Origin of the sequence: Thermocrinis albus DSM 14484, from assembly GCF_000025605.1 — a bacterium.
Taxonomy (GTDB): domain Bacteria; phylum Aquificota; class Aquificia; order Aquificales; family Aquificaceae; genus Thermocrinis; species Thermocrinis albus.
Map to the genome: position 1 here is coordinate 1,161,482 of NC_013894.1, position 23,793 is coordinate 1,185,274.

Here is a 23,793-nt window from a genome sequence, read left to right on the forward strand (position 1 = left end):
CATGCGCATAACGGTGGTGGGTGCTGGGTATGTAGGACTTACGACGGCGGTCTGTTTTGCCCATCTGGGTCATGAGGTGCTTCTGGTAGAAAAGATCCCGCTTAAGGTGGATATGCTGAGGAGGGGAGAGGTCCCCATCTACGAGCCAGGTATGGAGGAGATGTTAAGAGAGAACTTAAAAGCGGGTAGACTGGGTGTGACCTCCTCTCTCGAGGAAGGTATTCAGTTTTCAGATGTTATATTCATATGTGTGGGAACACCCCAAAGTGAAGACGGTTCTGCGGATCTATCACAGGTAGAGGAGGTGGCAAGAGAAACAGCTAAGCTGATGACATCTTACAAACTACTGGTAGAGAAATCCACAGTACCGGTAAACACTCACAAGCTCATAAAGAGGACGGTGGAGAGATACCTAAAGAAAAAGGACGTACCTTACGATGTAGCTTCTAACCCTGAGTTCTTAAGGGAAGGGAGCGCTATAAGAGACTTTCTGTATCCTGACAGAATCGTGATAGGCGTGGAGAGCGAGAGGGCCAGGAAGATCTTTGAGGAGCTCTATGCAGGTTTCAACTGCCCCATAATCTATACGGATCCGGCTACAGCCGAGCTTATAAAGCATGCTTCCAACTCCTTCTTAGCCATGAAGATCTCTTACATCAACATGGTAGCCGATCTTTGTGAGAAGGTAGGTGCTGACATAAAACTGGTGGCCGACGGAATGGGTTTTGACAAACGGATAGGCAGGGAGTTCCTCAACGCCGGCTTAGGGTGGGGTGGTAGTTGTTTTCCTAAGGATGTGAGGGCCTTCATAAAGATGGCTGAGGATAACGGTGTGGACTTCGGGCTTCTGAGGGAGGTGGAGAAGATAAACAGAAGGCGTATTGAGAGATTTATGGAAAAGGTGAGATCCTCTCTGTGGAGTCTCAAGGGTAAGAAACTGGCGGTGTGGGGTTTGTCCTTTAAACCTAACACCGACGACATAAGGGAGGCTGTGTCTACCAAGCTGGTTCCTCTCCTTCTGAAAGAGGGTGCCCGGTTGGTGCTGTATGATCCAAAGGCTATGGAGAACTTTAGGCGTGTGTTTCCAGAAGGTGACGATCTAAAGTATGCTCCCGATCCCTACACAGCGGTGGAGGGTGCCTCCGCTCTTCTTATCCTCACCGAATGGGAAGAGTTTCAACATGTGGATCTTTTGAGGGTAAAAGAGCTCATGGAACTACCTATAGTGGTGGATGGTAGAAACATATACGAACCTTCCGTTATGAAACAGCTGGGTTTTGAGTACCACTGTATGGGGAGAGGTGTTAAAGAACCTCCAGCTTAGCTCTGAGGGCTCCCGCTGCCTTCATAGCCTGAAGTATGGCTATTATCTCACGGGGTGTGGCGCCTATCCTGTTAAGAGACTCCACCAGCTGACTCACGGTAGCTCCCCTAAGTTCCATAATTCTCCTCTCCTTTTCTTCCACCTTCAGCTCCGTCCTAGGTACCACCACTGTCTCCCCCCTCGAAAGGGGAGGCGGTTGTACCACCTCAGGTGCTTCCTTTACGGTGACGGTAAGGGTACCTACCGTCACACTGACGGGCGCTATGGTAACATCACCCCCTAGGAGAACAGTGCCTGACCTTGAGTCTATCACCACCTTGGCTACGGCGGGCACATCTATGTCCAAATCCTCCACTTGTGCTAGAAAACTCACCATATCCATACCTTCCGGTATTTTCAGCCTAACGGTGGAAGCATCTACTGCCTGAGCTACCTGTGCCTGGAACCGTGCGTTTATGATATCTTGTATCTTTTTGGCCAAGGAAAAACTGGCATTATCCAAATAAAGGTTTATCTCCCTTACATCCTGAGGATAGCTTAATCCCCTCTCCACGATAGCTCCGTTGGGTATCCTACCTACGGTGGGCACGTTCTGTACCTGTCTTGCAGCAGCTCCTCTCGCTTCGTAACCAGAGACCACAACCTGCCCCTGTGCCAAGGCGTAGATCTGGCCGTCGGGACCCACCAGAGGGGTGAGAAGTAATGTCCCACCCTCCAGGCTCTTGGCGTCACCTATAGAAGATACCTCCACATCTATCCTCATACCAGGTTTTGCATAAGGGGGAAGTTTGGCGGTAACCATGACCGCTGCCACGTTCTTCACAGTCATTCTCCTTGGATCCACACTCACACCCATTCTCTGTAACATGTTGGCTATACTCCTTACAGTGAAGAGGGTACTCTTCCCATCTCCCGTACCCTTTAGACCCACTACGAGACCGTACCCCACAAGGTAGTTGCTCCTGTTACCTTCTACAGTGGCTATGTCTCTTATTTTGGCGGCAAAGGAAACAGTTACCAGCAGTATCAGAAGGGTAAAACCTTTGCCAACAATCTCGCCAGCCATCCTGGGTTACCTCCGTCCACCGTGAACCCTCTTCCCTCCACTATCACTTCGAGATTGGCTATCTTGTCACTGCTTACCGTGTTGGTGGCATCTATGTCCTCCCCTCTCACCACTCCTCTTAGAACCATTTCTCTACTTACGTTGTTCCAATAAAAGTTCTTCTTAGCCTCTATGAGCATAGACCCGTTAGGGTACACCTTCATAACCCTCCCTGCCATACGTGTGCTGATGACGGCTGACTGTTGGAACTTACCGCTCCCCTTAGTACTCATCTGACCACCACCCTGCGCAGATAGCTGGTCAAGGACGTCCTTAGAGATACCAAAGAGACTGGCCACACCCTCCTTAAAAGTGGCCGATCTGGACGTTTGGTTTGCGACACTCTCAACGGCGTTTAAACTCTCCACCAGCAGTACGTAGATAACGTCCCCCACTCTCCTGGCTTTTGTGTCCGAGTAAAGGGAGACGAACCCCTCCGAGGGCATTATACTCCCCATAGAAGAGTAATGTACCTGTTGAGTTTGGCCTGGATAAGGGTTTCTTGCTTCATACTCCTCTACTGATACTACCTTCTGGGCACATGAGACTAACATTAACAGCAAACCTATCAGCCACATCACTCCTTTTCCCATCTTTCCTTTACCGTAACCTCCACCTCCACAGGTACCCTCTTCAGTATTATACTGCCGGCTCTTTTCATGGCTCTCTCCAGTAAGGTTTGAACTTCCTGAGCTACCTCCTGTGGACACTCCAGTACTATCTCGTCGTGGACCAAGTTCACCACCTTGGCTGGGATGCCTTCCTTTCTTAGCTCAGCGTCCAGCATAAGGACAGCCAGCTTGAGAAGATCAGCACCGGTACCCTGTATGGGATAGTTGACAGCGTCCGGGAAGGTGTGTGCCACGTAACTTCTACCCAGCAGGGTGTGTCCGGAAGACTTTCCTGTCTTTTTAAGCTCTTCTTTTACCCTGTTGTGCCAATCTCTGAAACCCTCAAAGTAGCTGAAGAACCTCTCCCTTATAGCCTGCGCTTCCTCTACCGGAAGATCTATGCCATAAGTAGCGGCATACTGGGAGAGCCCCTTGGCCGATATGCCGTATATAAGACCGAAGTTGACAGCCTTTGCCAGCTGCCTTTCCTCTTTTGTGATGTCCTCCTCTCTCTTACCGAGGAGGATGCTGGCGGTGTATCTGTGAAGATCTCTGCCCTCCTGGAAAGCCCTTATCATCCTGATCTCTCCCACATACTCGGCCGCTATCCTCAGCTCTATCTGAGAGAAGTCTGCTATCACAAATAGGTTTCCTTCCTCCGCCTTGAATATCCTCCTTAGGTCCTTTGGGATGTTCTGGACGTTAGGGTTAGAGGAAGCCATCCTACCTGTCACAGCTCCTATCTGTTTAAACTCCGGGTATACCCTGTTTCCCCTCAGATTCTCCCTTATCTCCTCCAGCTTGTCCAAAATCTTCTTACTGGCCCTTATCTCCAGTATGTGTCTCACCACAGGATGGTGAGCGTGTTCCGACAGAGCTTTGTCATCGGTGGACACATTCCCCTTCTCTGTCTTAGGAAGATCAAGACCTAACCGTCTGGTGAGGAACTCGCCCAGCTGCTTAGGTGACATAGGATCCACACGGTGCGTGCTGATAAAGTCCATGATCATTCTCTGTACTTTCCTTGAGTACTCTCTGAAGACGGACTCCAACTCTTGAGTATCCACCGGAAGACCGTTCAGCTCCAGCTTGGCCACCTCCTGTACAAAAGCCATCTCCACTATGGCAACGGGGTTCTGAAGACCGAACACACGGGAAGTACGTGTCTTCAGAAGGATCTCCTCTCTTACAGGACACTGGTTGAGTTTTTCAAGAAGTATGGGAAAAAGATCTCTTACCACCACCACATCGAGGGCAGCGTACTCCAGTTGTGCCTTGGTAAGGACCCTGCTACCCCAGTCGGACAACTGCAGGCTCTTGTCCAAAACCTGACCCAAGTAATGCATGGCCACACTCTGGAGGGAGTGTCTGTCCAGCTCCGCCAGCAGTTGACTGGCCACCATAGTATCAAAAACAGCGTAAGGCTCTATATGGTACCTGTAGAGGTACTTAAGATCGAACTTCAGGTTGTGTCCCACCACACCTTTCTGGGAGAGAAGCTCCTTAAGAAACAGAACACCCCTTTCTCCCAGTTCAAAAAGGTCCAGAAGGAAGATCTCTCCTTGGCCTCCCAACTGTACCAGTCTCAGTCTGTCACCTGTTGTCTCCGTATCCAAGAAGAGCACAGCCTCAGGAGATAGTTTTTCCTTAACCTTAAGAAGTCCCTCAGGGGAGGTTATGTACTCAAACCTCATGCCTCAGATCCACTACACCGAGCTCCTCTACACAAGTGTCCAACTCTATCCACATGGCGGTCTCGTCGCAGGAGGGAAACTTGATACAGTTGATACACTCACCCCACACCTTGTGAGGTAACTTATCCTTGGGTATGGTTTTAAAGCCGTGTTTCTCAAAGAATCCTACCGCATAGGTAAGTACAAACACTCTCCTTATACCTAACTGCTTTGCCTCTTCTACACACGCTCTCACCAGAAGACCACCTATTCCTTTACCCTTCATATGAGGTGCTACCGCAAGGCTTTTTATCTCCGCAAGGTCCTCCCATACCACGTGCAGGGCTGCACATCCCACCAGTTTACCTTCTTCCTCGCACACCCAGAAATCCCTTATGTCCTCGTATATGGAACTCATACTTCTGGGAAGGAGGAGCCCATCTCTGGCATAGAGATTGACAAGATTGTATATGTCCGGCGCATCCTTTACAAAGGCTTTTCTGACAAACATAGGAAAAAATTTATACCTTGACTCTCTTTCCGAGAAAATCTAAATTTCTTATCTATGAAGTATTACATAAAAACCTTTGGCTGTCAGATGAACTTTAACGACTCGGAACGCATAAAGGGGATATTGCATCACATGGGTTACAAACCGGCCGATACCCCCGAAGAGGCAGATCTGATCCTTATAAACACCTGTACCATCAGAGAAAAACCCGATCAGAAGGTTTATTCCCATCTGGGTGAGTACAAGAAGATAAAGGAGAAAAGACCGGAGGTCATCATAGGTGTGTGCGGTTGCTTGGCCCAACGGATGGGATGGCAACTGGTGGAGAAGGCTCCCGTGGTGGACCTTATGTTTTCTTCCTTTAACATACATCACCTTCCCGAACTCATACAGCAGGCACAGGCAGGCTACAGAGCCATAGCCATACTGGAAGAACCTCCAGAGGACGAGGACAGAATGTGGGAGTTCAAGACAGTGAGAGACAACGCCTACTGTGCCTATGTGACTGTTATGAAGGGGTGTGACAAACACTGTACCTACTGTGTGGTACCCAAAACCAGAGGAAGGCAGAGATCCAGGAGCTTAGAGAGCATACTGGAGGAGGTAAGGTGGCTGGTGGCCGATGGTGTTAAAGAGATACATCTCTTAGGCCAGAACGTGACGGCGTGGGGACAGGACATAAACATCCACTTTTCGGAGCTGTTGTATAGAGTTGCAGAAATACCAGGTGTAGAGAGGATACGTTTCACCACAGGCCACCCTTCCGATATGGATGAGAGGATAGCTAAAGCTATGGGAGATATACCTCAGATATGTGAGCATCTGCACCTTCCTGTGCAGTCAGGTTCCAACAGAATTCTGAAACTTATGGAGAGGAACTACACAAAGGAGGAGTACCTGGAGAAGATCCATATGCTTAGGGAGTACGTACCGGGTATAACCTTCTCCACCGACATTATCGTAGGTTTTCCCACCGAGACAGAGGAGGATTTTGAAGAAACCTTGGATGTACTGCGTAAGGTTAGGTTCGAACAGGTCTTTTCTTTCAAGTACTCTCCGAGGCCAGACACACCCGCCGCTTACATGGAAGGACAGATACCGGACGAAGTGAAGACAGACAGGATGTCTCGCCTCTTGAGCTTGCAGAAGGAGATTCTGGCAGAGATAGCGCGTAGTTACGAAGGTACAGTTCAGGAAGTCCTATTAGAATCCTGGCAGGACGGAAAACTGGTGGGAAGGACGAGGACAAACCGCTGGGTATCTGTGGAGGGCTCGGAAGATATGTTGGGGAAAACAGTTAGAGTGAGGATCACCCGCTCCCAGCCTTTCAGCATGGAGGGGATTATATTAGAAGAGGTGGAGGCCTGACATGATAGAGATGGTGGTACACGGCATAACACTGGACCCTGTTTCCCAGATGCCCATAGTAGTTCTGAGAGGTAAGGATAACGAGGAACTTATGCTTCCTATATGGATAGGCATCTTTGAAGCTGACAGTATAGCAAGAGAACTGCAGAAGGTGGAACCTCCGCGTCCTATGACCTACGAACTTCTCAAAAAAGTCATAACGGAGATGGGGGGTAGAGTGGAGAAGGTGGTCATCAACGACCTCAGAGACAGCACCTACTACGCGGAGATATACATACAGCAAGGTAACAACCTGCTGGTGTTGGACTCAAGACCCAGTGACGCCATTAACCTGGCTCTTCGCTTTGAAGCACCCATATTTGTGGAAGAACATGTTCTGGAAAAATCTAAGGTGCCCAAACCGGAAGGCGAAGAAGAGAGAGAGGATGAGGAAAAGAGGAAACTGAGGGAGTGGTTGGAGAACCTACGACCGGAAGATTTTGAGAAGGGCTTAAGCTGAGAGAGCCTTTTGCAGGCACTCCATCATCACATCTTCCGGAGGTGATCCTACATCCAAAACCGGCATCACCTCCACTACACCCTGTGATGAAAGTTCTTCGAGGAGTAGTCGGAAGACCTCCACCAAGCCTTCCTTAAAGGTAACACCCTCTTTGAAGATGTATAGGTCCATATCTTCTCTGTAGCCCATAATCCTGTATTCTTCCGGGTTCTGAAGCACTCTGTCTATGCCTACCGCGTAGGCCATACCCTGAAGGACAGCGGCGCTGGGAGGAAGGTAATGGGTGGCGTAGCACTCCATACCTGTAGCTTTGAGAATATTCTCATCCATAGGTACAGAAACTACGTATAGGGCGGAGGCTTCCTTAGCTTCACCCCTTTCTGTGTATCCTCTGAGTTGTATCAGATAGCTCCAGGACCTCATGCTCCTAATATTATGCTGTAGAGGAGTATGAGGGGTGGATATATTATCTTCTGAAGCACACCTGTAAAGAGGAGAAGGCTTATGACGAGAAATCCGTAAACCTCAAACCTGTAAAAGAGCTCCCAGTGTCTGAAAGAAAGGAAACTCATAACGGCCCTACTTCCGTCAAGAGGCGGGATAGGTACAGCGTTGAATATGGCTAAAACCAAGTTGATAAACACCGATTTGGCGGAGAAGATGGCAAGAGGTACCAAAATGCTACTGCCCATGAAGTCAAGATAACCAGAATCTATAAGCCTGTAAAGAACGCCGAACAGGACAGCCAGCAGAAAGTTCATACCTATACCTGCTACCGATACCAAGAAGGTACCCTTTCTGAGATCCCTAAAGTTCAGAGGATTTATGGGAACAGGTTTTGCCCATCCGAAAAGTATAGGTGATCCTAAGAGCATGAGGATGGCAGGCAGCAGGATGGTACCGAAGGGATCTATGTGGGGGATAGGGTTTATGGTAAGCCTCCCTTCCTTATAAGCGGTGGTATCCCCCATCTTGAAGGCCATCCACCCGTGGGCGTACTCGTGGAGTACCACCGCCATCATGAGAGCAGGAAGAGACACCACAAGACTCTGTATATCCATAGCCTCAGTATTGGGAGTCGCTTCTCACCCTAACGATAGTGTGAACGTTACCCCTTGGGTTAAAGTCCCCTATCACTTCCAGAAAGCGAGGCCTCAGTAGACTGTAGAGGGCGTTGTAGATCTCATTGGTGGCCGCTTCGTGAGATATATAACGGTTCCTGAACTTGTTGAGCCATAGCTTCAGAGACCTTAGTTCCACAATGTACTTATCGGGTATGTACCTTATCTTTATGGTAGCGTAATCGGGATAGCCCGATCTGGGGCAAAGGCACGAGAACTCCGGGAAAGTTATCTCTATCATATAATCCCTATCGGGATAAGGGTTTTCCCACGGTTCTAGCTGCGCCTGTTCTATGGCCAGTTCTCCGTACTTCTTCTCCATGAGATTTAAAATATACCACATGCTGGACCTTTTGATAAAAGGAGCTTACATACCTCAGAAAGGAAAGGTTTTGGACGTAGGTGTAAAGGATGGCGTCATCATCCGTGTGGAAGAGGGCATAGAGGAAGAAGCTCGCTACACGATAAAAGCAGAGGGTAAGTTACTGTTTCCTTCCTTCGCCAACATGCATACCCACATCTCCATGAGTCTCCTCAGGGGTATAGGTGCGGATCTTCCTCTCATGGACTGGTTACAGAAGGTCATATGGCCCCTTGAGAGTGAGTTTGTATCTCCCCAGTTTGTGAGAGATGGAGCTCTTTTGGGAATAGCGGAGGCTATAAAATCGGGAACTACTCTCCTTATGGATATGTACTTTTTTGAAGAGGAGATAGCTAAAGTGGCTAAGGAGGTGGGAATAAGGGTAGGGCTTGGGTTTGGTATACTGGATTTTCCCACCAAAGTGGCCAAAACTCAGGAAGAGTATCTGGCAAGAGCCAGGGAGTTTGCCAGAAATCTGAAGGGAGAGGATCTGGTGTTTCCTGTTCTCTGTCCTCATGCCCCTTACACGTGTGGTCCCGACACATTAAGGAAGGTGAAGGCACTGGCGGATGAGGAGGGTCTTTACATCCACATACACGTATCGGAAACACTCCACGAGTTTCAGTCCATAAAAGAACAATACGGGAAAACACCCGTGGCTTATCTGGACCACCTGGGTCTTCTGGCACCAAACCTCCTGATGGCTCATGTGGTTTGGACAGAGCCCTTTGAAAGGGACCTGATAGCTCACAGGGGAGCCAAGGTGCTTCACTGTCCCGAAAGTAATCTCAAGTTAGGGTCGGGTATAGCACCTGTCAGCGATTACCTGAAGAGGGGTGTTCACGTGTGTCTCGGTACAGACGGACCGGCCTCCAACGATAATTTGGACATGTTGGAGGAGATGAGCACCATGGTGAAGTTACAAAAAGGTGTGACGGGAGATCCCGGTGCCATAGATGCTCCCACAGCCCTGAAGGTAGCCACACAGATGGGTTTCCAGGCAGTTAACATAAAGGCCGGTCTCATAGAACCGGGTTACGAGGCGGATCTCATACTGGTAGATACATCAGGCCTACACCTTCAGCCCCTCTACGATCCGATAGCTCAGCTGGTTTACAGTGCGAAATCTTCTGATATAGACACAGTAGTGTGTAAAGGGCGTGTCCTCATGGAGAAGAGGGAGTTGAAAACGATAGACGAGGAGGAGGTGAAGTTTGTGGCAAAAAGATGGAAGGAGAAGATCCTCCAAAAGATCAGAAACTGAGTTCAAAAGCTACGTTACCTGAGGGTGTTTTTTTGATGGCTTTAACAGGGACATCCTGAAGGGTCTTCTCGGAAGCTTCTCCCTTTATAACAAGGCGTGTACCATCGTACTCTATACTGTATATCTTCATACCTTCTTTTGTGTAACGGGATGCTTCCTGAAGTTTCTCGGTGAGGAGAAACCGATCTGCCGGGAGACTCATAGCCTTCACCTGCTGATACACAGACACAGCAGGTACGGAAGGAAAGATTTTTTTAAACTGAAGTTTTGCCTCTTCCCTTATCTTATCTGTGTCAAAGGCCATGTTTGTTACGTAAAAAGAAACACCCAAAAGCAACAAAAACACGGCAGAAGACACAGCTATCTCCCTAAGATCCTCTTTGCTTATCTCCCTATCCTCCATATCGGGATAAGGATTGGGAAGAACTTTTCTGAGACAGGCACCCAGACATGAGGCCAGCTCTGGTTCACAGTAAGGGTTTTCCAAAGGATGGGGGAAGAGATCTCTGAGTCCGGGAGTGCGTGCACCACCACCTGTGAGAACCACCGGCATGTTTATATCAAAACCAGAAGAGGTTATAAGTTCTCTGTAAAACTCCGCAGCTTCCTCCAGCTGAGTTCCTTTTGATTTGAGAAGATTTTCCGCCTCTTGGTGAGATACACCTCTTCGATGGGATATGATGTCTACCAGATGGTTTTGCCCCCTCATGAGAACTCGGTAAGCTCTTAAAATCCCGTTTTCTACCTTCACAAAGGTGGTCTTTCTTTGGCCTATGTCCACCAAAAGACAGGTGGAGGCTATTAGGGATGCCAGTCTGGCAAGAGCGAACACCTCAGGTTCTACCAGCTGGCAAGGAGGTTTTTCTTTACATACACAGAGAAAGACGGTATCACCGTAAAGACTTATCTGGTGAGGAAAAGGTCCGTACTTGGAATCTACCAGCATACGATAGTAACTTTTTAACTCTCTGTACTTCTTGGTGAAGGCCTCTTCCACCTTTACCAAACATTGGGAGGAAGGTATGACGCATATTTCTTCTCCCCTTTTTTTCACAACTCGCCAACTTTTTCTCAGTAAATTGATCTCCACGCTGAGACTCTTACCGCTGTCTACAGCGGTGTAAACCTTCTTTATCATGCCTCTGTCCTCACAGCCCTTATTATCTCTTCAGGCGTGGTGATACCCTCCATCACCTTTCTTACACCATCTTCCAACATACTCCTAAATCCTCTCCTTACAGCCTCCTCTCTTATAGCCTGTGCATCCTGGGTCCTCACTATGAGCTTCTTAAGATCCTCCGTCAGCTCTAAGATCTCAAAGATGCCTGTTCTTCCTCTGTAACCTGTACCCATGCAGGCAGGGCATCCCTTACCCCTGTAGAAGGTATAGTGTCCCTCCAAAGAGAGTTCCCTAAGCTCCTCCTCAGTAGGTTCGTAAGGTTCCTTACACTGGTTACATATCTTCCTCACCAATCTCTGGGCTATCACCACATCCAAAGAAGATGCCAAAAGGAAAGGTTCCACACCTAAATCCACCAGACGAGATATGGAGGAAGGAGCATCGTTGGTGTGGAGGGTGGACAGAAGGAGGTGGCCTGTTAGAGCTGCGTGGACAGCTATCTGGGCGGTTTCTGAGTCTCTTATCTCACCCACCATGATGACATCCGGGTCTTGGCGTAATATAGCTCTAAGTCCCGCAGCGAAGGTTAGACCCACCTTTGGATTTACCTGTATCTGACTTACTCCCTCCAACTGGTACTCAGGGGGATCCTCTATGGTGATAATGTTTCTGGTGGGGTTCTTTACCTCCAGTAGGAGAGCGTACAGAGTGGTACTCTTGCCTGCTCCCGTAGGACCCGTGGCCAGTATCATACCGTAGGGTTTTTTGGCAGCCCTCTTAAGTTTGGCAAGATCCTCTTGACTTAGCCCCAACTCTTCCAGACTCAGTATCTTCTCGGACCTGTAGAGAAGTCTCAGAACAACCCTCTCTCCGAAAACAGTGGGAATTACCGAAACCCTTATGTCTATATCTTTTCCACCAACCCTCACCCTCATCTTACCATCTTGGGGCGTCCTCCTTTCGGCCACGTTAAGATCTGCCAACACCTTTATGCGGGCCACCACTTGCTGATGCAAGGAGAGGGGTATTTGAACATAGTCATGAAGGACTCCATCCAGTCTTATCCTGACGTAAGACTGACCCTCGTAGGGTTCTATATGAATGTCAGAAGCTCCTGTGGTGGCACCCTTTATAAGAAGCTGGTTGACAAAGTCCACCGCAGGTCCACTTGATTCCTCCAGAAGTAGATCTGTCACCTCCCTCTCGGTGTCGTAGCCTTCTATCTGAATCTCCTGTTGAGATAAAACCCTCTGAAGCTGTTGTGTGAACTCTTCTTGAGAGAGGAAAGTCACACGTAGGTCTTTGTTGGTGATGAAACGTATCTCCTCCAGAACCAGTGGGTCATAGCCCTCCGGAGCTAAAAGTTTTATGTACTCCTCTGTTTCTTCCACAGGTATCAGACGGTAGTCTTTAAGCAGGTTCATGGCCCTCTTTGTATCCGAAGGTTTTTCCAATTTCCAGAAAGAAGATAACGGGTCCCCTCACTTATCAAAACAGCGTTGATTTTGTCCCCCACTATCTGGCCGCTCCCGGCCACCTCCGTTCCCATCACTTTGGCCCTCAGATCAAAGACCTTTCCTTTAAAATTAATCACCAGGTTTTCCGCCATCAAGCCGTAAGGATCTTTTATATCTCCTTCAAAGACACCCGTCATACCTTCTGCTACATGTAGATTCACTTTCTTTATGTTGAGATCCTTTATGCAACGCACCTCTTTACCCTCCACTCTCCACCATCCTATTCCCAGAAAAACCTCCATGCTACCGGTGGAACACTTTCCTATCACCTTTATCCCACCAAGAGAGGGGGACACTTCCAGATAGTCCCAATGGGACCAAAGGCGGTTATCTAGGTATATCTTTACAGAACTTAGTCTCAAACTGAGAGGGCCTTCTTGTACCTTCTGGGCCAGCAGATAAACACCTTTCTCTGCTAAAAAACGGTCCAGTATAAGAAACTTAGGAATCGCCACCATAAGAATTAAAGAAAGAAACGCAAGAAAGAGAGTAAAGTGAAGGATAACTTTTCGGATCATCGCTTTTCCATAGCCTTTCTTAGTTCATCTGCCAGTTTCTGATGCTCTTGAGTTATACGAGACAGCTCCTCTGGAGACTCTATTACGTAGGGTGTTATGAAGATAAAGAGAGATACTTTATCCTCTTGGGTAGTTTTCCTCTTAAAGAGCCAACCGAGGACCGGAACATCCTGAAGACCAGGGACCCCCTCCGTACTTCTGAGAGCACGCGTGTTGATGAGCCCTCCTATGATAATGGTCTGACCATTCTCCACCACCACCTCTGAGTTCACCTGACGGTTACTGGTGACAGGAACAGCGTAACTGAGAGTGCCTATCTGAGGTCTCAGGAAGTCTATTATCTCCTGTACCTGAAGGCTTATGGAGAGGCGCAGGTTTTTCTCAGACACAGAGGGAGTGATCCTAAGATCAAGACCCACCTCTTTGTAGTCATAGGTGATAACGGGCTGACCGTTTATGTCAAACTTTACACCCGACGCAAAGGGAACCACTTGCCCCACTTTTATCTCCGCAGGTTGGTTGTCTAGGGTAAGCAGCTTAGGATTGGAGAGGAGGTTAAAGCCTGTCCCCTTTTCCAGAAGAGAGAAGAGGAGGACCAGGTCTGGGAAAAAGAGATTTGTACCACCTACCGTGATACTTCTTCCCGAGGAGCTGAGAAGCCCCAGTACAAAATTACCGGAAAGTAGCGCACTGGATAGGTCCTGTAGAGTGGATCCTCCAAAAGCTCCACCACCCTGAGTACCCAAAATCTGCCATCTTACACCTAAGTCAAGAGCTTTGGTGGTGCTCATCTCCACCACAGAGGCGGCAATGAGGACCTGTTTTCTTCTCACATCCAACTTTTTTATCAGCTTTTGTAGGTTTTCCAACTCTTTGGGTGTTGCGTATACCAGCAGTGAGTTAGTTCCTCTATCGTAACCTATCCTCAGGCCTTCCCTCGTCTGGATAGCCGGAGGCACCGTCTCCTGGGGTCTCTGGGGTTGTTCCCTTCGCAAAGGTATCTCTTCACCCCTCAGGGAGGGAGTGGGTTGAAGAGAAGGAGAAGGTGGGGGTGGTGTAGGAGAAAGGGTTCTGAAACCTCCCAGCAAGGAGGATAAGCTTTTGTATACTTCTTCGGCACTCACGAACCTTAGGGGTATCACGTGGAAACTTCTCTCTTCCGAAAACTCTGCCTTTTCATCCAGTTCTTTTATTAGTCTGCCGAGACCTTCCTGAAGAGATTTTTCTGCCAGAACTATAACGGTGTTGGTGTCTCTGTTGGCAGTGACAAAGACATGTTTTCCTTCCTGTGTGTAGGCTTGCAGCAGTGGTTGCAAACTCTGAACAATACTGTCCGCTCTGGCTTTCTCCAAGGAATAAACTCTAAGCTCCGTGTGAGCTGATTTGTCCAGCTCCTTGAGGATTTTTTTTATCCTCTCCAGACTGGGTGGTATGTCTCCCACTATCAGGCTGTTACTCTGGTTATGTACCGCCAACCTTCCGTATTGGGAAAGAAAAGGCTGCACTGCCTGTTGTAACTGAGAAGCTTGAGTGTTCTCCGCCTTGTATATGTAAAGACTGAACCCAGAAGGGGAGGGTTTTTCTCTGATGGGGGCAAAGGTTATGGCTTTCTGAAGAGGTAGTATCTGTACGAAACCCTTTTTCTCTACCACACCGTAACCTTGCATTCCTAAGGCTATGGAGAAAAGTTCCCACGCTTCTTGAATACTGACAGGTTTTGAACTACTCAGTGTTATACTACCCTTTACCTCAGGATCCAGAATGATCTTCTTACCAGTGAGCTCTGACATGAAGCGCACCACGGAGGGTATGTCCGCATTCTGGAAGTTGAGAACCACCGTCCCAGACTTTTTGGGTAACGCCGCTGCCAAAGACAGAAACATAAAGAAAGCTGTAAGTAAAATCCTCATCACTCCACCCTCAAAACCATGGTGATAAGTTTCCCCTCTCTCAAAAGGTCCAGTTTTATGGTGCTCTCGTTTCTGAGCACCTGAAGAATTTTAAAAGCATCCTCACCGCTCCTTATCTCCTGGTTGTTTATAGCGAGAAGCACATCACCCCCTTTTAGCCCCATCCGGGAAAATATGCTGGAGGGATCTACCCACTCTATGAGGAAACCCTTCGTTTTGTTTCCCTGTAGGAAAGGCACAAGTCTTATTTGACGGAACATGATACCCGGATCTGCCGTTATCCTGTTTAGTTCCTCTCTGGAGACCACCGCCTGAAGGGACCCTTCATCCTGAAAGGTGGGAGTGGTTTGCGTTGTTTCAAAGGTTAGCTTTCTTCTTACATCACCCTTTGCGAGGATCACATAATACCTACCTATCTCTTCCACCTTGTAGGGTCCCACGGAGGAGCCTACATACACCACCTTTGCCTCTCCTCCCACCTGTAAGAGAGCCATACGGACAGATCCTGTAGCGGTACCCAGCAGGTGGATGTCCTCTGCCTGAGGAGAAGATACAGGAGCAAAGGCCTTTATCTGGGGTATAGGGGGTTTTTCTTGGGGCAATAAGGGAGGCTTCAGATTCGGAAGGTGAGTAAAGTAAAGGAGTATAAAAGAACCCAGCAGAAGACCTAGGCCCACAGCAAAGGAAACACCTATCATCTATCTCACCCCAGTGGACACTTCCGTGAGAGGTAGAAGAACACTCATCACCACAAGACCCACCACTACTCCCATAATTAAGACAGCTACCGGTTCTATAAGTCTTAGCCACAAGCTTACCAACTTCTCTATCCTCTGTTGGTATATGTCGGCACAGAGTTCCAACATCCTCTCCAGATCACCACTCTTTTCGCCTGTCTTTACCAGGTTAATGAAAAGTTGGGGCATAACTTCCGTCTCCTGTAGGGTAACTCCCAAGCTCTTTCCCTTGGAGATCTCCTGGGGAAGTTCTCTCAATCTACTTTTAAGATAAGGGTTAGTAATGGTTCTGATACTGAGATCTACAGCACGTGGTAAGGCTACACCGGAACTTAGCGTTACCGCCAGTATACTGGCAAACCTTTGAACATCCACAAGATAGAAGAAATTGCCTAGAAAGGGTAGTTTCAGAAGGAGGTAGCCTAACCTCTCTTCCGAAAACCACCTTCTCCAGAAGGGAAAGAGAAGAATCACTCCCACAAAGACCAAAAGTCCGTAGAAAGCCACTGTAGAGGTCAGCAAAACCATCTTGGTGATGAGGGGAAGATCCTTTCCCATATCTTTCAGTACAGAGGCTATCTTGGGAACAACCATCTGACTACTCACCACTAGGCTGAGGAAACTTAGAGCAAGGACAAAGAGGGGATAGGCCAGAGAACCTATAGCCTTGGCCTTTATCTGTCCCATCCTCTGGAGGAACTGTCCTGCCGTTTCCAGAATCTTCTCCAGGTTCTCACCCCTCTCTGCCGCTCTTAGCATCTCTATAAGGAAAGAAGGGAACACACCGGCAGAGGCAAAGGCTTCGGGAATGGCGTTACCTTTTTCTAAACTCTCCTTTATTTGTAGTAAAGGTCCTGACAGTTTGTCTTCCTGTAAGGCTAAACTCTCCACAGCTTGAGCCAGCGGCATACCGGAGCGTAGCATATGGGAAAGCTGAAGAAGGAGCAAGGAAAGATCCTCCCACGATACAAAGCTTCTCCCCCCTTCCTTCTTTAGGAAGATGGGTCTTATACCTTCTTCCATCAGGGTTCTGTAAGCTTCCTCCTTACTGCTGGCCGATATTCTACCTCTCCTTCTGTTTCCGCTTTGATCTACACCTTCGTAAAGGAAGGTCATACTTTAGAATTTTACCTTGGTCCATCCTACGTCTACCAAGGCAAGGTTGATGAGTTAGATCCTCCCTCCGGCTAAGGGTTTTGTTTTCTGACCTTTCAGGGTATATAATTCTGTCATGGAGATTTTTTACTTTTCTGTGCTGAAAGAAAAGCTGGGAAAAGACAGGGAGAGCCTTGAGTTTTCTGGAAAGGTAGAAGATCTGCGAAGGTTTCTGGAGGAGAGGTATCCCCATGTGAGGGACATACTGGTCCTCTGTAGGTTCGCCGTCAATGAGGAGTATGTATCTGATCACCATACACTGAGAGGAGACGAAAGGGTAGCAGTCATACCACCGGTGAGCGGTGGATAAGAGAGCCCTCTTATTAAGGTTCTCATCCTTAGGTGATGTGGCTTTAGTGTCTTGTCTTTTTGATCCTCTTCTTGAGAGGGGATACAGGCCCTTCCTTCTTACTTACCCACCTTACGGACAGATCTTTGCAGATGACGACAGAGTCACAGTGTTAGAGGTAAAGAGGGAGGAACTTTTCTCTACTCGCACCCTGAGAAAGCTCACCGGCTTTGACCTCTACATAGATCTCCACAGCAACCCTAAAACGTGGCTCTTACAACTGATGCTGAGGGGAAGGTGGCTTCGCTACTCTAAAGACTCACTCAGAAGGAGACTGGCCGTGTGGATTCCCTCCTTCAGGAAGCCTTACAGTGTGGTGAAAGCTTATCTGAAAACTCTGGGAACAGAGGAAGGAAGGCCTCTGGTGAAGATCTCTGAGGAGCGCCTGAAGAGGATGCGATCCACGTTGGGTGAGGGCTTTATAACGGTGGGGGTAGGTGCTCGTTACTGTAAGAAGAGGTATCCCTACTTTGATAAGATAGCCGAGATCTTATCCTCCATGGGGTACAGGGTAATCTTTGTGGGTGATAACACAGATGCGCAGTTAGTAAAGGGATGGAAGGGTGAGAATCTGTGTGGTAAGTTATCTTTGCCGGACGTGATGGCGGTTATAAAGCTGTCATCCCTTTTTGTGGGTAACGATTCGGGACTTTTGCATCTGGCCAGATGTGTGGGTACAAAAGCCATTCAGATCTACGGCGGGACACATCCCACTCTTGGTTTCTCTTTGGAACCTACAGAAGGTAGGTTCATCATTCAAGGTCTTTCGTGCCAGCCATGTGATATCCATGGTAAGGGGAGTTGTAAGTACGGCACCTATCAGTGTCTGGATATAGAACCTGAGAAGGTGGTGGAGGTGATAACGGAACTCTTACACGAGTCTTTCCAGTAAGTTATTGGCTCCGTTGAGTTTCTGATAAGCGGAGGATATAACGTAGTACAGTTGCTCACCCTCCGCTATGCTAAGGTCGTAGAGGGTCACGTTAAGATCCTTAAGGATAGAGTAGAGGGTAGAGTAGAGAGACTCGTCCAGTTTTCTCTCGGGATTGGGTATCTCCTTGGCTACCTTCAGGATGTAATCACAGATACCCTTTATACTGTTGGCTATGTTGAGGACTTCCCTGTCGTGAGAGTAAAGCTGTGTAACTTCCCGGTAGTTGTCCTCTATCTCTTTTGCCATGCTCTTAAAGAGCAGCTCTTCTAGAAAAACTAACCTTTCTTCCATGTTTGACCCCTTGCTAGTGAACTACCCCGCATCAAAGATGCGGAGCTTCGTGGTAGGTTTGAACGCTTAACGCGTTCCTTACTACCACAGGCGGGTTCACACCGCCCCTACTCCTGCCTATACCGCCATGTAGCGATATAGCGGAGCTACTTTTAGCTCTTCTACTTCACCTATACCCCACCTTAAAGCCGTTGAACTCTCCTACCCAGGAGAGCGATGGGGTATTAGCTATACATTAAATTAATTCAGTAATGTTTTTGTGTCAACCCTTTCGGGGCTGGCTGTATCCCCGCATCACAGATACGGGGTTTTAGCCCGCAAGTTTTTCTATAAATATCAGCAGTTGAGACAGATTTTCAAGTTACTCGGTAACAGGTCTTATGTGGAGTTCCCTAAGCTGTTTGGGAGACACATAATCAGGTGCGCCTGTCAACGGACAAACACCCTTCTGGGTTTTGGGGAAGGCTATAACATCCCTTATAGAATCAAGTCCTCTCATGATGGCGAGGAGTCTGTCAAGGCCGAAGGCTATACCTGCGTGAGGTGGAGCACCGTACCGTAGAGCTCTTAGCAGGAAACCGAACTTTTCCTCTGCCTCCTGTTGGGATATGTTGAGCAGATCAAAGATCATTTTTTGAAGCTTAGGATCGTGAATACGCACAGATCCGCCACCTACCTCCTCTCCGTTTATAACAAGGTCGTAGGCCCTTGCCTTCACCGAGCTTACCAGCTTGATCTTATCTTTAGGATCCTCCGCTCTTAGGGCTTCCTCCAGTTTTGGTATGTCCTCTTGTCTGGGAGCTGTGAAGGGATGGTGTACCGAAACAAACCTTCCTTCTTCTTGATCCCACTCCAGTAGGGGAAAGTCTACCACCCACAGTATGTCCCACTTTTCCTCATCAATTAGTCCGTACTGTTTTGCTATCTGTAGCCTCAAGGAGGAGAGGACCTTGTTCACCACATCTCTACTGTCTGCGCAGAGCACTATAGTATCCCCTTCCTCTGCACCCATTTTTTCTAGGAGGGCGTTAGTTTCTCCCTCTGTGAGAAACTTGGTTATAGGAGAGACAAGTTTTCCTTTTTCTAGCTTAATCCACGCAAGACCTCTGGCACCAAGTTCCTGAGCCTTTTTGGTAAGATCATCCAACTCTCTGCGGGACAGAGAAAGTCCCTTCAGGTTCATTCCCTTCACTACTCCTCCCGTTTCCAAAACAGATCTGAACACCATAAAGTGGGTTTCTTTCAACTCCTGGGAAACGTCCACCAGTTCTAACCCAAAGCGTCTGTCAGGTTTATCGGTGCCGTAACGCTCCATAACCTCTGCGTAACTAATCCTGTCAAAGGGTCTTTTCAGATCTATCCCCAGCAGTTCCTTGAAAAGATTGCTGACCAGTTCCTCACTTATCTGGATCACGTCTTCTTCATCTACAAAGGACATTTCTATGTCTACTTGGGTAAACTCAGGTTGACGGTCGGCCCTTAGATCCTCGTCTCTGAGACACTTCACTATCTGGAAGTATTTGTCTATACCTGCTACCATAAGGACCTGTTTGAAGAGCTGGGGAGACTGGGGAAGAGCGTAAAACTTACCTGGGTGTAGTCGTGATGGTACCAGGAAGTCTCTTGCTCCTTCGGGTGTGGACTTGGTAAGAAACGGAGTTTCTACTTCCACAAAACCCTTCTCCACCAAAGTGCGCCTTATTATCTGATAAGACCTGTGTCGGAACAGGATGTTTTCCTTCATACTCTCTCTACGTAAGTCTAAAAATCGGTACTTAAGTCTGAGTTCTTCCGATACAGGTGTTTCTTCTTCCACAGGGAAGGGGAGAGGTTCGCAAGTGTTGAGAACCTCTATCTCATAACCCACCACTTCGTACATGCCTGTCTTCAGCTTAGGATTCTCTGTACCGGGAGGTCTTTTTCTCACCACACCCTTTACACACACCACATACTCGGATCTTAGCTGATCGGCCACGTTGTAAGCTTCTGGATTTACTGATTCTTCCACTACCACTTGCACCAACCCTTCTCTGTCTCGCAGGTCTATGAAGATGACACCACCGTGATTCCTCACACGGTGGACCCACCCGCACAGAACCACTTCTCTTCCCAGATCCTCTTCTCCTATCTCACCGCAGTACTTAGTTCTCTTCATGTCAGCCTCTCCTTATGATGTCTGTGCCTAAGTAGTCCCTCAGGACAGGGGGTACTTCCACACTCCCATCTTCCCTCTGGTAGTTTTCCAGTATAGCCGCCAGTACTCTACCCACCGCTAAACCGGAACCGTTTAAGGTGTGAACGAAACGCAATCTTCCATTTGCATCCCTGTAGCGCAGGTTCATCCTACGTGCCTGAAAGTCCTCACAGTTGGAGCAGGAAGAAACCTCCCTGTACCTTCCCTGAGAGGGAAACCAGACTTCTATATCGTAAGTTTTGGCGGAAGAGAATCCGAGATCACCTGTGCACAGCTCCACCACTCGGTAAGGGAGCTGTAAGAGGCGCAGCACTTCCTCTGCATCCTCCAACAGTCGCTCCAGTTCTTTGTAGGAATCCTCTGGTTTTACTATCTTCACCAGCTCCACTTTGTCAAACTGATGCTGTCTTATTATACCCCTCACATCCTTACCGTAAGCACCGGCCTCTCTTCTGTAACAGGGAGTGTAAGCGGTCAGGTATATGGGTAGATCTTCCTCTCTGAGGATCTCCTCCCTGAAGAGGTTAGTGAGAGTTACTTCCGCGGTAGGTATGAGGTACAACTGATCCCTCTCACACTTGTAGAGATCTTCCTCAAACTTGGGTAGCTGTCCCGTACCCACCAGTATCTCGGGTTTGACGAGGTGAGGTGTCATAACCTCTGTATAACCTCTGGAGGTATGAAGATCCAGCATAAAGTTGATGAGGGCTCTTTCCAGCTTAGCGCCCCACCCTTTCAGTACCGTAAAACGACTACCGGAAAGTTTGGCACCCCTCTCAAAATCCAAGATGTTCAGATACTCTCCTATCTCCCAGTGAGGTTTAGGAGTAAAGGTGAAAGAGGGTGGCTCTCCCCACCTTTTTATCTCCACGTTGTCCTTCTCGTCCTCGCCTACAGGGACGCTGTCGTGGGGTAGGTTAGGTATGCGCAAGAGAAGATCCTGGGCCTGCCTCTCTACCTCCCTGAGCTCACTGTCCATAAGGTCTATCTTTTCCCTGAGTTCTTTGACCTCCTCCTCCAGGAGGCTGGTGTTCTCACCTTTTTTCTTGAGTTCTCCTATCTGCTTGCTCTTGGTGTTTCTCAGAAACCTGAGCTGCTCTATCTCCTTTATAAGTTCTCTTCTTCTGGTGTCCAGAGCCAGAAACTGATCCAACAGCTGAGCGTACTGAGGATCTCTCCTTTCCAGCTTCTGTCTTACGTAAAGAGGCTGTTTTCTGATTAGCTCTACGTCCAGCACGGCTATATAATTATAAGGCTATGCCACAACTGTTCAGAAAGATCCGAGAGCTCAGGAGTTTTATCAAAACTGTCAGGTGCGAGGGTAACAGCAGAACCATAGGTTTTGTCCCCACCATGGGATACCTCCACGAAGGACATGCGGAGCTCATAAAACTCTCCAAACTTCAGAACGATATAACGGTGGTAAGCATATACGTGAACCCTCTTCAGTTCGGAGAAGGAGAAGACTTCCAACGCTATCCCAGAGATTTAGACAGGGATCTGGCTCTATGTGGGGAGCTGGGAGTAGATATAGTGTTCGCACCCACTGACGAAGAGATGTATCCCCAAAAACCTCAGGTCCGCATAGAGATACCTGGTCTCACGGATATACTGGAAGGAGCCTTTAGGCCTGGACACTTCAACGGTGTAGCCATAGTGGTGCTAAAACTCTTACATATCCTTCAGCCCGACAGAGTTTACTTTGGTGAGAAAGACTACCAACAGCTTAAGGTGGTGCAGAGGTTGGTGGAGGATCTGTCGGTGCAAGTGGAAGTAGTACCGGTCCCAACTGTGAGGGACAAAGATGGCTTAGCTCTAAGTTCCAGAAACACATATCTCACACAAGAAGAAAGAGAGTCCGCCCTTTCTATCTATAGATCCTTTCTACTGGCACAGCGACTTTTTTCAGGAGGCAACAGAGATCCTCAGGTCATAATATCTGCGGTAAAAGACTTTATAAGCAAACATCCTCACGTTAAGAAGATAGACTACGTGGATATAAGGGATGAAGAGTTGAGACCTGTAGAGAAAGTGGAGGAAGGACACAGACTTTTGGTAGCTGTATGGGTAGGTACAACACGTCTCATAGACAACTGGAGGTTCAGCCATGAGGAAGTATGAAGGTCTTTTGGTAGCGGACGGTCTCACTTTCGGGATAGTGGCAAGCAGATTCAACCACCTGTTGGTGGACAGATTGGTGGAAGGTGCTCTGGATTGTATACAGAGACACGGTGGTTCCACCGAAAGGGTGCTGTTGGTGAGGGTGCCTGGTTCTTGGGAGATACCTCTGGTAGCCAAAGAACTCCTACTGAAGGAAGAAGTAGATGCGGTGATAGCTTTAGGTGTCATCATAAGAGGACAGACACCCCACTTTGAGTACGTGGCATCCGAGGTGGCGAAAGGACTTGCACAGGTGAGTCTGGAGCTGCGAAAACCTGTCACTTTTGGCATAATAACCGCTGACAATCTAGAACAGGCTATAGAGAGAGCGGGAACAAAGCAAGGAAACAAAGGGTGGGAAGCAGCCCTCTCCGCCATAGAGATGGCCAACTTGATGAAACAGATACGATGATATACAAGCCGAAAGCAAGGGAGGACGCTTTCCTCATTCTGTACCAATGGGAGATGAAGGGTGAGGATCCTTTCGCTTTAGCAGAGGAGTACATACGGATGAAGAACATAAAGTATTCGGAAAGGAGAAGGTACGTAAGGAAGATGGTGAGGACCTTTATGGAGAACTGGAAGGAAGTGGACAAGATCCTCGGTCAGATGGTGGAGGACTGGGATCTTGACAGATTGGGTTATGTGGAGAGAAACATACTGCGGGTAGCCCTTACAGAACTTATGTTTTTGAAAGTTAAGAACCCAAAACAGGCTATCTTTGACTACGTAAAGCTAACCCTCAAGTACGCTGGTAAAACACCGGCTCGCTTCGTTAACGGAGTGCTGGGGAGGTTCTTACGGGATAAACTCAGCTTTGCCTGATCTCCTCCTTCTTTACTTCCTCTCCCTTCACCTCTCTTGCCTTCTTTTCTTCCTCCGTTTCCCCGGACAGGGCTTTCCTAAAGTTCCTTATACCCTCTCCTAGAGCTCTGCCCGCCTCCGGTAGCCGGGATGCGCCAAAGAGGATGAAAATCACCAGTAGTATAATTAACAACTCAGGTAAGGACGGCATATGAAACATACTTCACCTCCTCTGCTATTAATTATATGCCCTTTATACTTTTAAGG

Annotated in this window: 26 protein-coding genes; 9 read left to right on the forward strand and 17 right to left on the reverse strand. The window is 48.2% G+C overall.

Annotated features, from left to right (window positions below):
- The first annotated feature begins 1 nt into the window (after position 1).
- On the forward strand, positions 2 to 1,324 hold the full coding sequence (locus tag THAL_RS06330; protein WP_012992281.1) for a UDP-glucose dehydrogenase family protein: 1,323 nt from the start codon (positions 2 to 4) through the stop codon (positions 1,322 to 1,324).
- Here the strand turns inward: THAL_RS06330 and THAL_RS06335 are convergent.
- From THAL_RS06335 to THAL_RS06350, 4 genes are read right to left on the reverse strand one after another with little or no spacing between them, the layout of a single operon-like run.
- Positions 1,305 to 2,390, reverse strand: a complete 1,086-nt coding sequence (locus THAL_RS06335; protein WP_012992282.1) for a flagellar basal body P-ring protein FlgI — start codon at positions 2,388 to 2,390, stop codon at positions 1,305 to 1,307. The two genes, THAL_RS06330 and THAL_RS06335, sit on opposite strands and share 20 nt — an antisense overlap.
- Positions 2,351 to 3,007: a flagellar basal body L-ring protein FlgH gene (locus tag THAL_RS06340; RefSeq protein WP_169301985.1), complete on the reverse strand. Its 657-nt coding sequence runs from the start codon at positions 3,005 to 3,007 to the stop codon at positions 2,351 to 2,353. Before THAL_RS06340 ends, THAL_RS06335 begins: the two co-directional genes overlap by 40 nt.
- A complete protein-coding gene (locus THAL_RS06345; protein WP_012992284.1) occupies positions 3,007 to 4,734 on the reverse strand; it encodes a bifunctional 3'-5' exonuclease/DNA polymerase in 1,728 nt (575 codons plus the stop codon). The genes THAL_RS06340 and THAL_RS06345 overlap by 1 nt, the downstream gene beginning before the upstream one ends.
- A complete protein-coding gene (locus THAL_RS06350; protein WP_012992285.1) occupies positions 4,724 to 5,224 on the reverse strand; it encodes an N-acetyltransferase in 501 nt (166 codons plus the stop codon). The genes THAL_RS06345 and THAL_RS06350 overlap by 11 nt, the downstream gene beginning before the upstream one ends.
- Before the next feature lie 54 nt (positions 5,225 to 5,278).
- Between THAL_RS06350 and miaB the strand changes: the two genes are divergently transcribed.
- Positions 5,279 to 6,592: a tRNA (N6-isopentenyl adenosine(37)-C2)-methylthiotransferase MiaB gene (miaB, locus tag THAL_RS06355; protein WP_012992286.1), complete on the forward strand. Its 1,314-nt coding sequence runs from the start codon at positions 5,279 to 5,281 to the stop codon at positions 6,590 to 6,592.
- Between the two features lies 1 nt (position 6,593).
- Complete coding sequence (locus THAL_RS06360) at positions 6,594 to 7,091, forward strand: bifunctional nuclease family protein (protein ID WP_012992287.1); 498 nt, start codon at positions 6,594 to 6,596, stop codon at positions 7,089 to 7,091.
- On the opposite strand, the gene THAL_RS06365 is transcribed toward THAL_RS06360, so the two are convergent.
- Genes THAL_RS06365 through queF form a run of 3 tightly spaced genes read right to left on the reverse strand, consistent with a single transcriptional unit; the run spans position 7,083 to position 8,534 of the window.
- On the reverse strand, positions 7,083 to 7,514 hold the full coding sequence (locus THAL_RS06365) for a hypothetical protein (protein WP_012992288.1): 432 nt from the start codon (positions 7,512 to 7,514) through the stop codon (positions 7,083 to 7,085). The genes THAL_RS06360 and THAL_RS06365 overlap by 9 nt on opposite strands.
- Positions 7,511 to 8,152, reverse strand: coding sequence for a site-2 protease family protein (locus tag THAL_RS06370; RefSeq protein ID WP_012992289.1), 642 nt, complete (start codon positions 8,150 to 8,152; stop codon positions 7,511 to 7,513). The genes THAL_RS06365 and THAL_RS06370 overlap by 4 nt, the downstream gene beginning before the upstream one ends.
- A 4-nt stretch (positions 8,153 to 8,156) precedes the next feature.
- Positions 8,157 to 8,534 (reverse strand): preQ(1) synthase, encoded by a 378-nt coding sequence (queF, locus tag THAL_RS06375; RefSeq protein ID WP_012992290.1) that lies wholly within the window; start codon positions 8,532 to 8,534, stop codon positions 8,157 to 8,159.
- A gap of 19 nt (positions 8,535 to 8,553) precedes the next feature.
- Between queF and THAL_RS06380 the strand changes: the two genes are divergently transcribed.
- Positions 8,554 to 9,837, forward strand: coding sequence for an amidohydrolase (locus THAL_RS06380; protein ID WP_012992291.1), 1,284 nt, complete (start codon positions 8,554 to 8,556; stop codon positions 9,835 to 9,837).
- Here the strand turns inward: THAL_RS06380 and THAL_RS06385 are convergent.
- From THAL_RS06385 to THAL_RS06410, 6 genes are read right to left on the reverse strand one after another with little or no spacing between them, the layout of a single operon-like run.
- Entirely contained in the window at positions 9,827 to 10,975 is a 1,149-nt protein-coding gene (locus THAL_RS06385; protein WP_012992292.1) for a cell division protein FtsA, read from the reverse strand. The genes THAL_RS06380 and THAL_RS06385 overlap by 11 nt on opposite strands.
- Entirely contained in the window at positions 10,972 to 12,381 is a 1,410-nt protein-coding gene (locus THAL_RS06390) for a GspE/PulE family protein (RefSeq protein ID WP_012992293.1), read from the reverse strand. The genes THAL_RS06385 and THAL_RS06390 overlap by 4 nt, the downstream gene beginning before the upstream one ends.
- On the reverse strand, positions 12,378 to 12,932 hold the full coding sequence (locus THAL_RS06395; RefSeq protein ID WP_148209101.1) for a hypothetical protein: 555 nt from the start codon (positions 12,930 to 12,932) through the stop codon (positions 12,378 to 12,380). Before THAL_RS06395 ends, THAL_RS06390 begins: the two co-directional genes overlap by 4 nt.
- 56 nt (positions 12,933 to 12,988) lie before the next feature.
- A complete protein-coding gene (gspD, locus tag THAL_RS06400; RefSeq protein WP_012992295.1) occupies positions 12,989 to 14,902 on the reverse strand; it encodes a type II secretion system secretin GspD in 1,914 nt (637 codons plus the stop codon).
- On the reverse strand, positions 14,902 to 15,600 hold the full coding sequence (locus THAL_RS06405; RefSeq protein ID WP_012992296.1) for a PDZ domain-containing protein: 699 nt from the start codon (positions 15,598 to 15,600) through the stop codon (positions 14,902 to 14,904). Before THAL_RS06405 ends, gspD begins: the two co-directional genes overlap by 1 nt.
- A complete protein-coding gene (locus THAL_RS06410) occupies positions 15,601 to 16,755 on the reverse strand; it encodes a type II secretion system F family protein (RefSeq protein WP_012992297.1) in 1,155 nt (384 codons plus the stop codon). It lies immediately after the preceding gene.
- Positions 16,756 to 16,870: 115 nt separating this feature from the next.
- Here THAL_RS06410 and moaD point away from each other — a divergent pair, with 115 nt between their 5' ends.
- Both moaD and THAL_RS06420 read left to right on the forward strand, forming a co-directional pair.
- On the forward strand, positions 16,871 to 17,104 hold the full coding sequence (gene moaD, locus THAL_RS06415; protein WP_012992298.1) for a molybdopterin converting factor subunit 1: 234 nt from the start codon (positions 16,871 to 16,873) through the stop codon (positions 17,102 to 17,104).
- A 37-nt stretch (positions 17,105 to 17,141) separates the two neighbouring features.
- The gene (locus tag THAL_RS06420) at positions 17,142 to 18,035 is read left to right on the forward strand and encodes a glycosyltransferase family 9 protein (RefSeq protein WP_245522233.1); all 894 of its coding nucleotides are present in this window, start codon (positions 17,142 to 17,144) and stop codon (positions 18,033 to 18,035) included.
- Here THAL_RS06420 and THAL_RS06425 read toward each other — a convergent pair.
- The 3 genes from THAL_RS06425 to serS all read right to left on the reverse strand — a co-directional run bounded on the left by THAL_RS06425 (position 18,015) and on the right by serS (position 21,799).
- Positions 18,015 to 18,368: a hypothetical protein gene (locus THAL_RS06425; RefSeq protein WP_012992300.1), complete on the reverse strand. Its 354-nt coding sequence runs from the start codon at positions 18,366 to 18,368 to the stop codon at positions 18,015 to 18,017. The genes THAL_RS06420 and THAL_RS06425 overlap by 21 nt on opposite strands.
- Positions 18,369 to 18,729: 361 nt before the next feature.
- On the reverse strand, positions 18,730 to 20,523 hold the full coding sequence (gene aspS / locus THAL_RS06430; RefSeq protein ID WP_012992301.1) for an aspartate--tRNA ligase: 1,794 nt from the start codon (positions 20,521 to 20,523) through the stop codon (positions 18,730 to 18,732).
- A gap of 1 nt (position 20,524) precedes the next feature.
- Entirely contained in the window at positions 20,525 to 21,799 is a 1,275-nt protein-coding gene (serS, locus tag THAL_RS06435) for a serine--tRNA ligase (RefSeq protein ID WP_012992302.1), read from the reverse strand.
- A 20-nt stretch (positions 21,800 to 21,819) separates the two neighbouring features.
- Here serS and panC point away from each other — a divergent pair, with 20 nt between their 5' ends.
- Genes panC through nusB form a run of 3 tightly spaced genes read left to right on the forward strand, consistent with a single transcriptional unit; the run spans position 21,820 to position 23,547 of the window.
- The gene (gene panC / locus THAL_RS06440; RefSeq protein ID WP_012992303.1) at positions 21,820 to 22,683 is read left to right on the forward strand and encodes a pantoate--beta-alanine ligase; all 864 of its coding nucleotides are present in this window, start codon (positions 21,820 to 21,822) and stop codon (positions 22,681 to 22,683) included.
- Positions 22,670 to 23,134, forward strand: coding sequence for a 6,7-dimethyl-8-ribityllumazine synthase (gene ribH / locus THAL_RS06445; protein ID WP_012992304.1), 465 nt, complete (start codon positions 22,670 to 22,672; stop codon positions 23,132 to 23,134). Before panC ends, ribH begins: the two co-directional genes overlap by 14 nt.
- Positions 23,131 to 23,547 (forward strand): transcription antitermination factor NusB, encoded by a 417-nt coding sequence (gene nusB / locus THAL_RS06450; RefSeq protein WP_012992305.1) that lies wholly within the window; start codon positions 23,131 to 23,133, stop codon positions 23,545 to 23,547. The genes ribH and nusB overlap by 4 nt, the downstream gene beginning before the upstream one ends.
- On the opposite strand, the gene tatA is transcribed toward nusB, so the two are convergent.
- The gene (gene tatA / locus THAL_RS06455) at positions 23,534 to 23,746 is read right to left on the reverse strand and encodes a twin-arginine translocase TatA/TatE family subunit (RefSeq protein WP_012992306.1); all 213 of its coding nucleotides are present in this window, start codon (positions 23,744 to 23,746) and stop codon (positions 23,534 to 23,536) included. The two genes, nusB and tatA, sit on opposite strands and share 14 nt — an antisense overlap.
- Between the last annotated feature and the right edge of the window lie 47 nt (positions 23,747 to 23,793).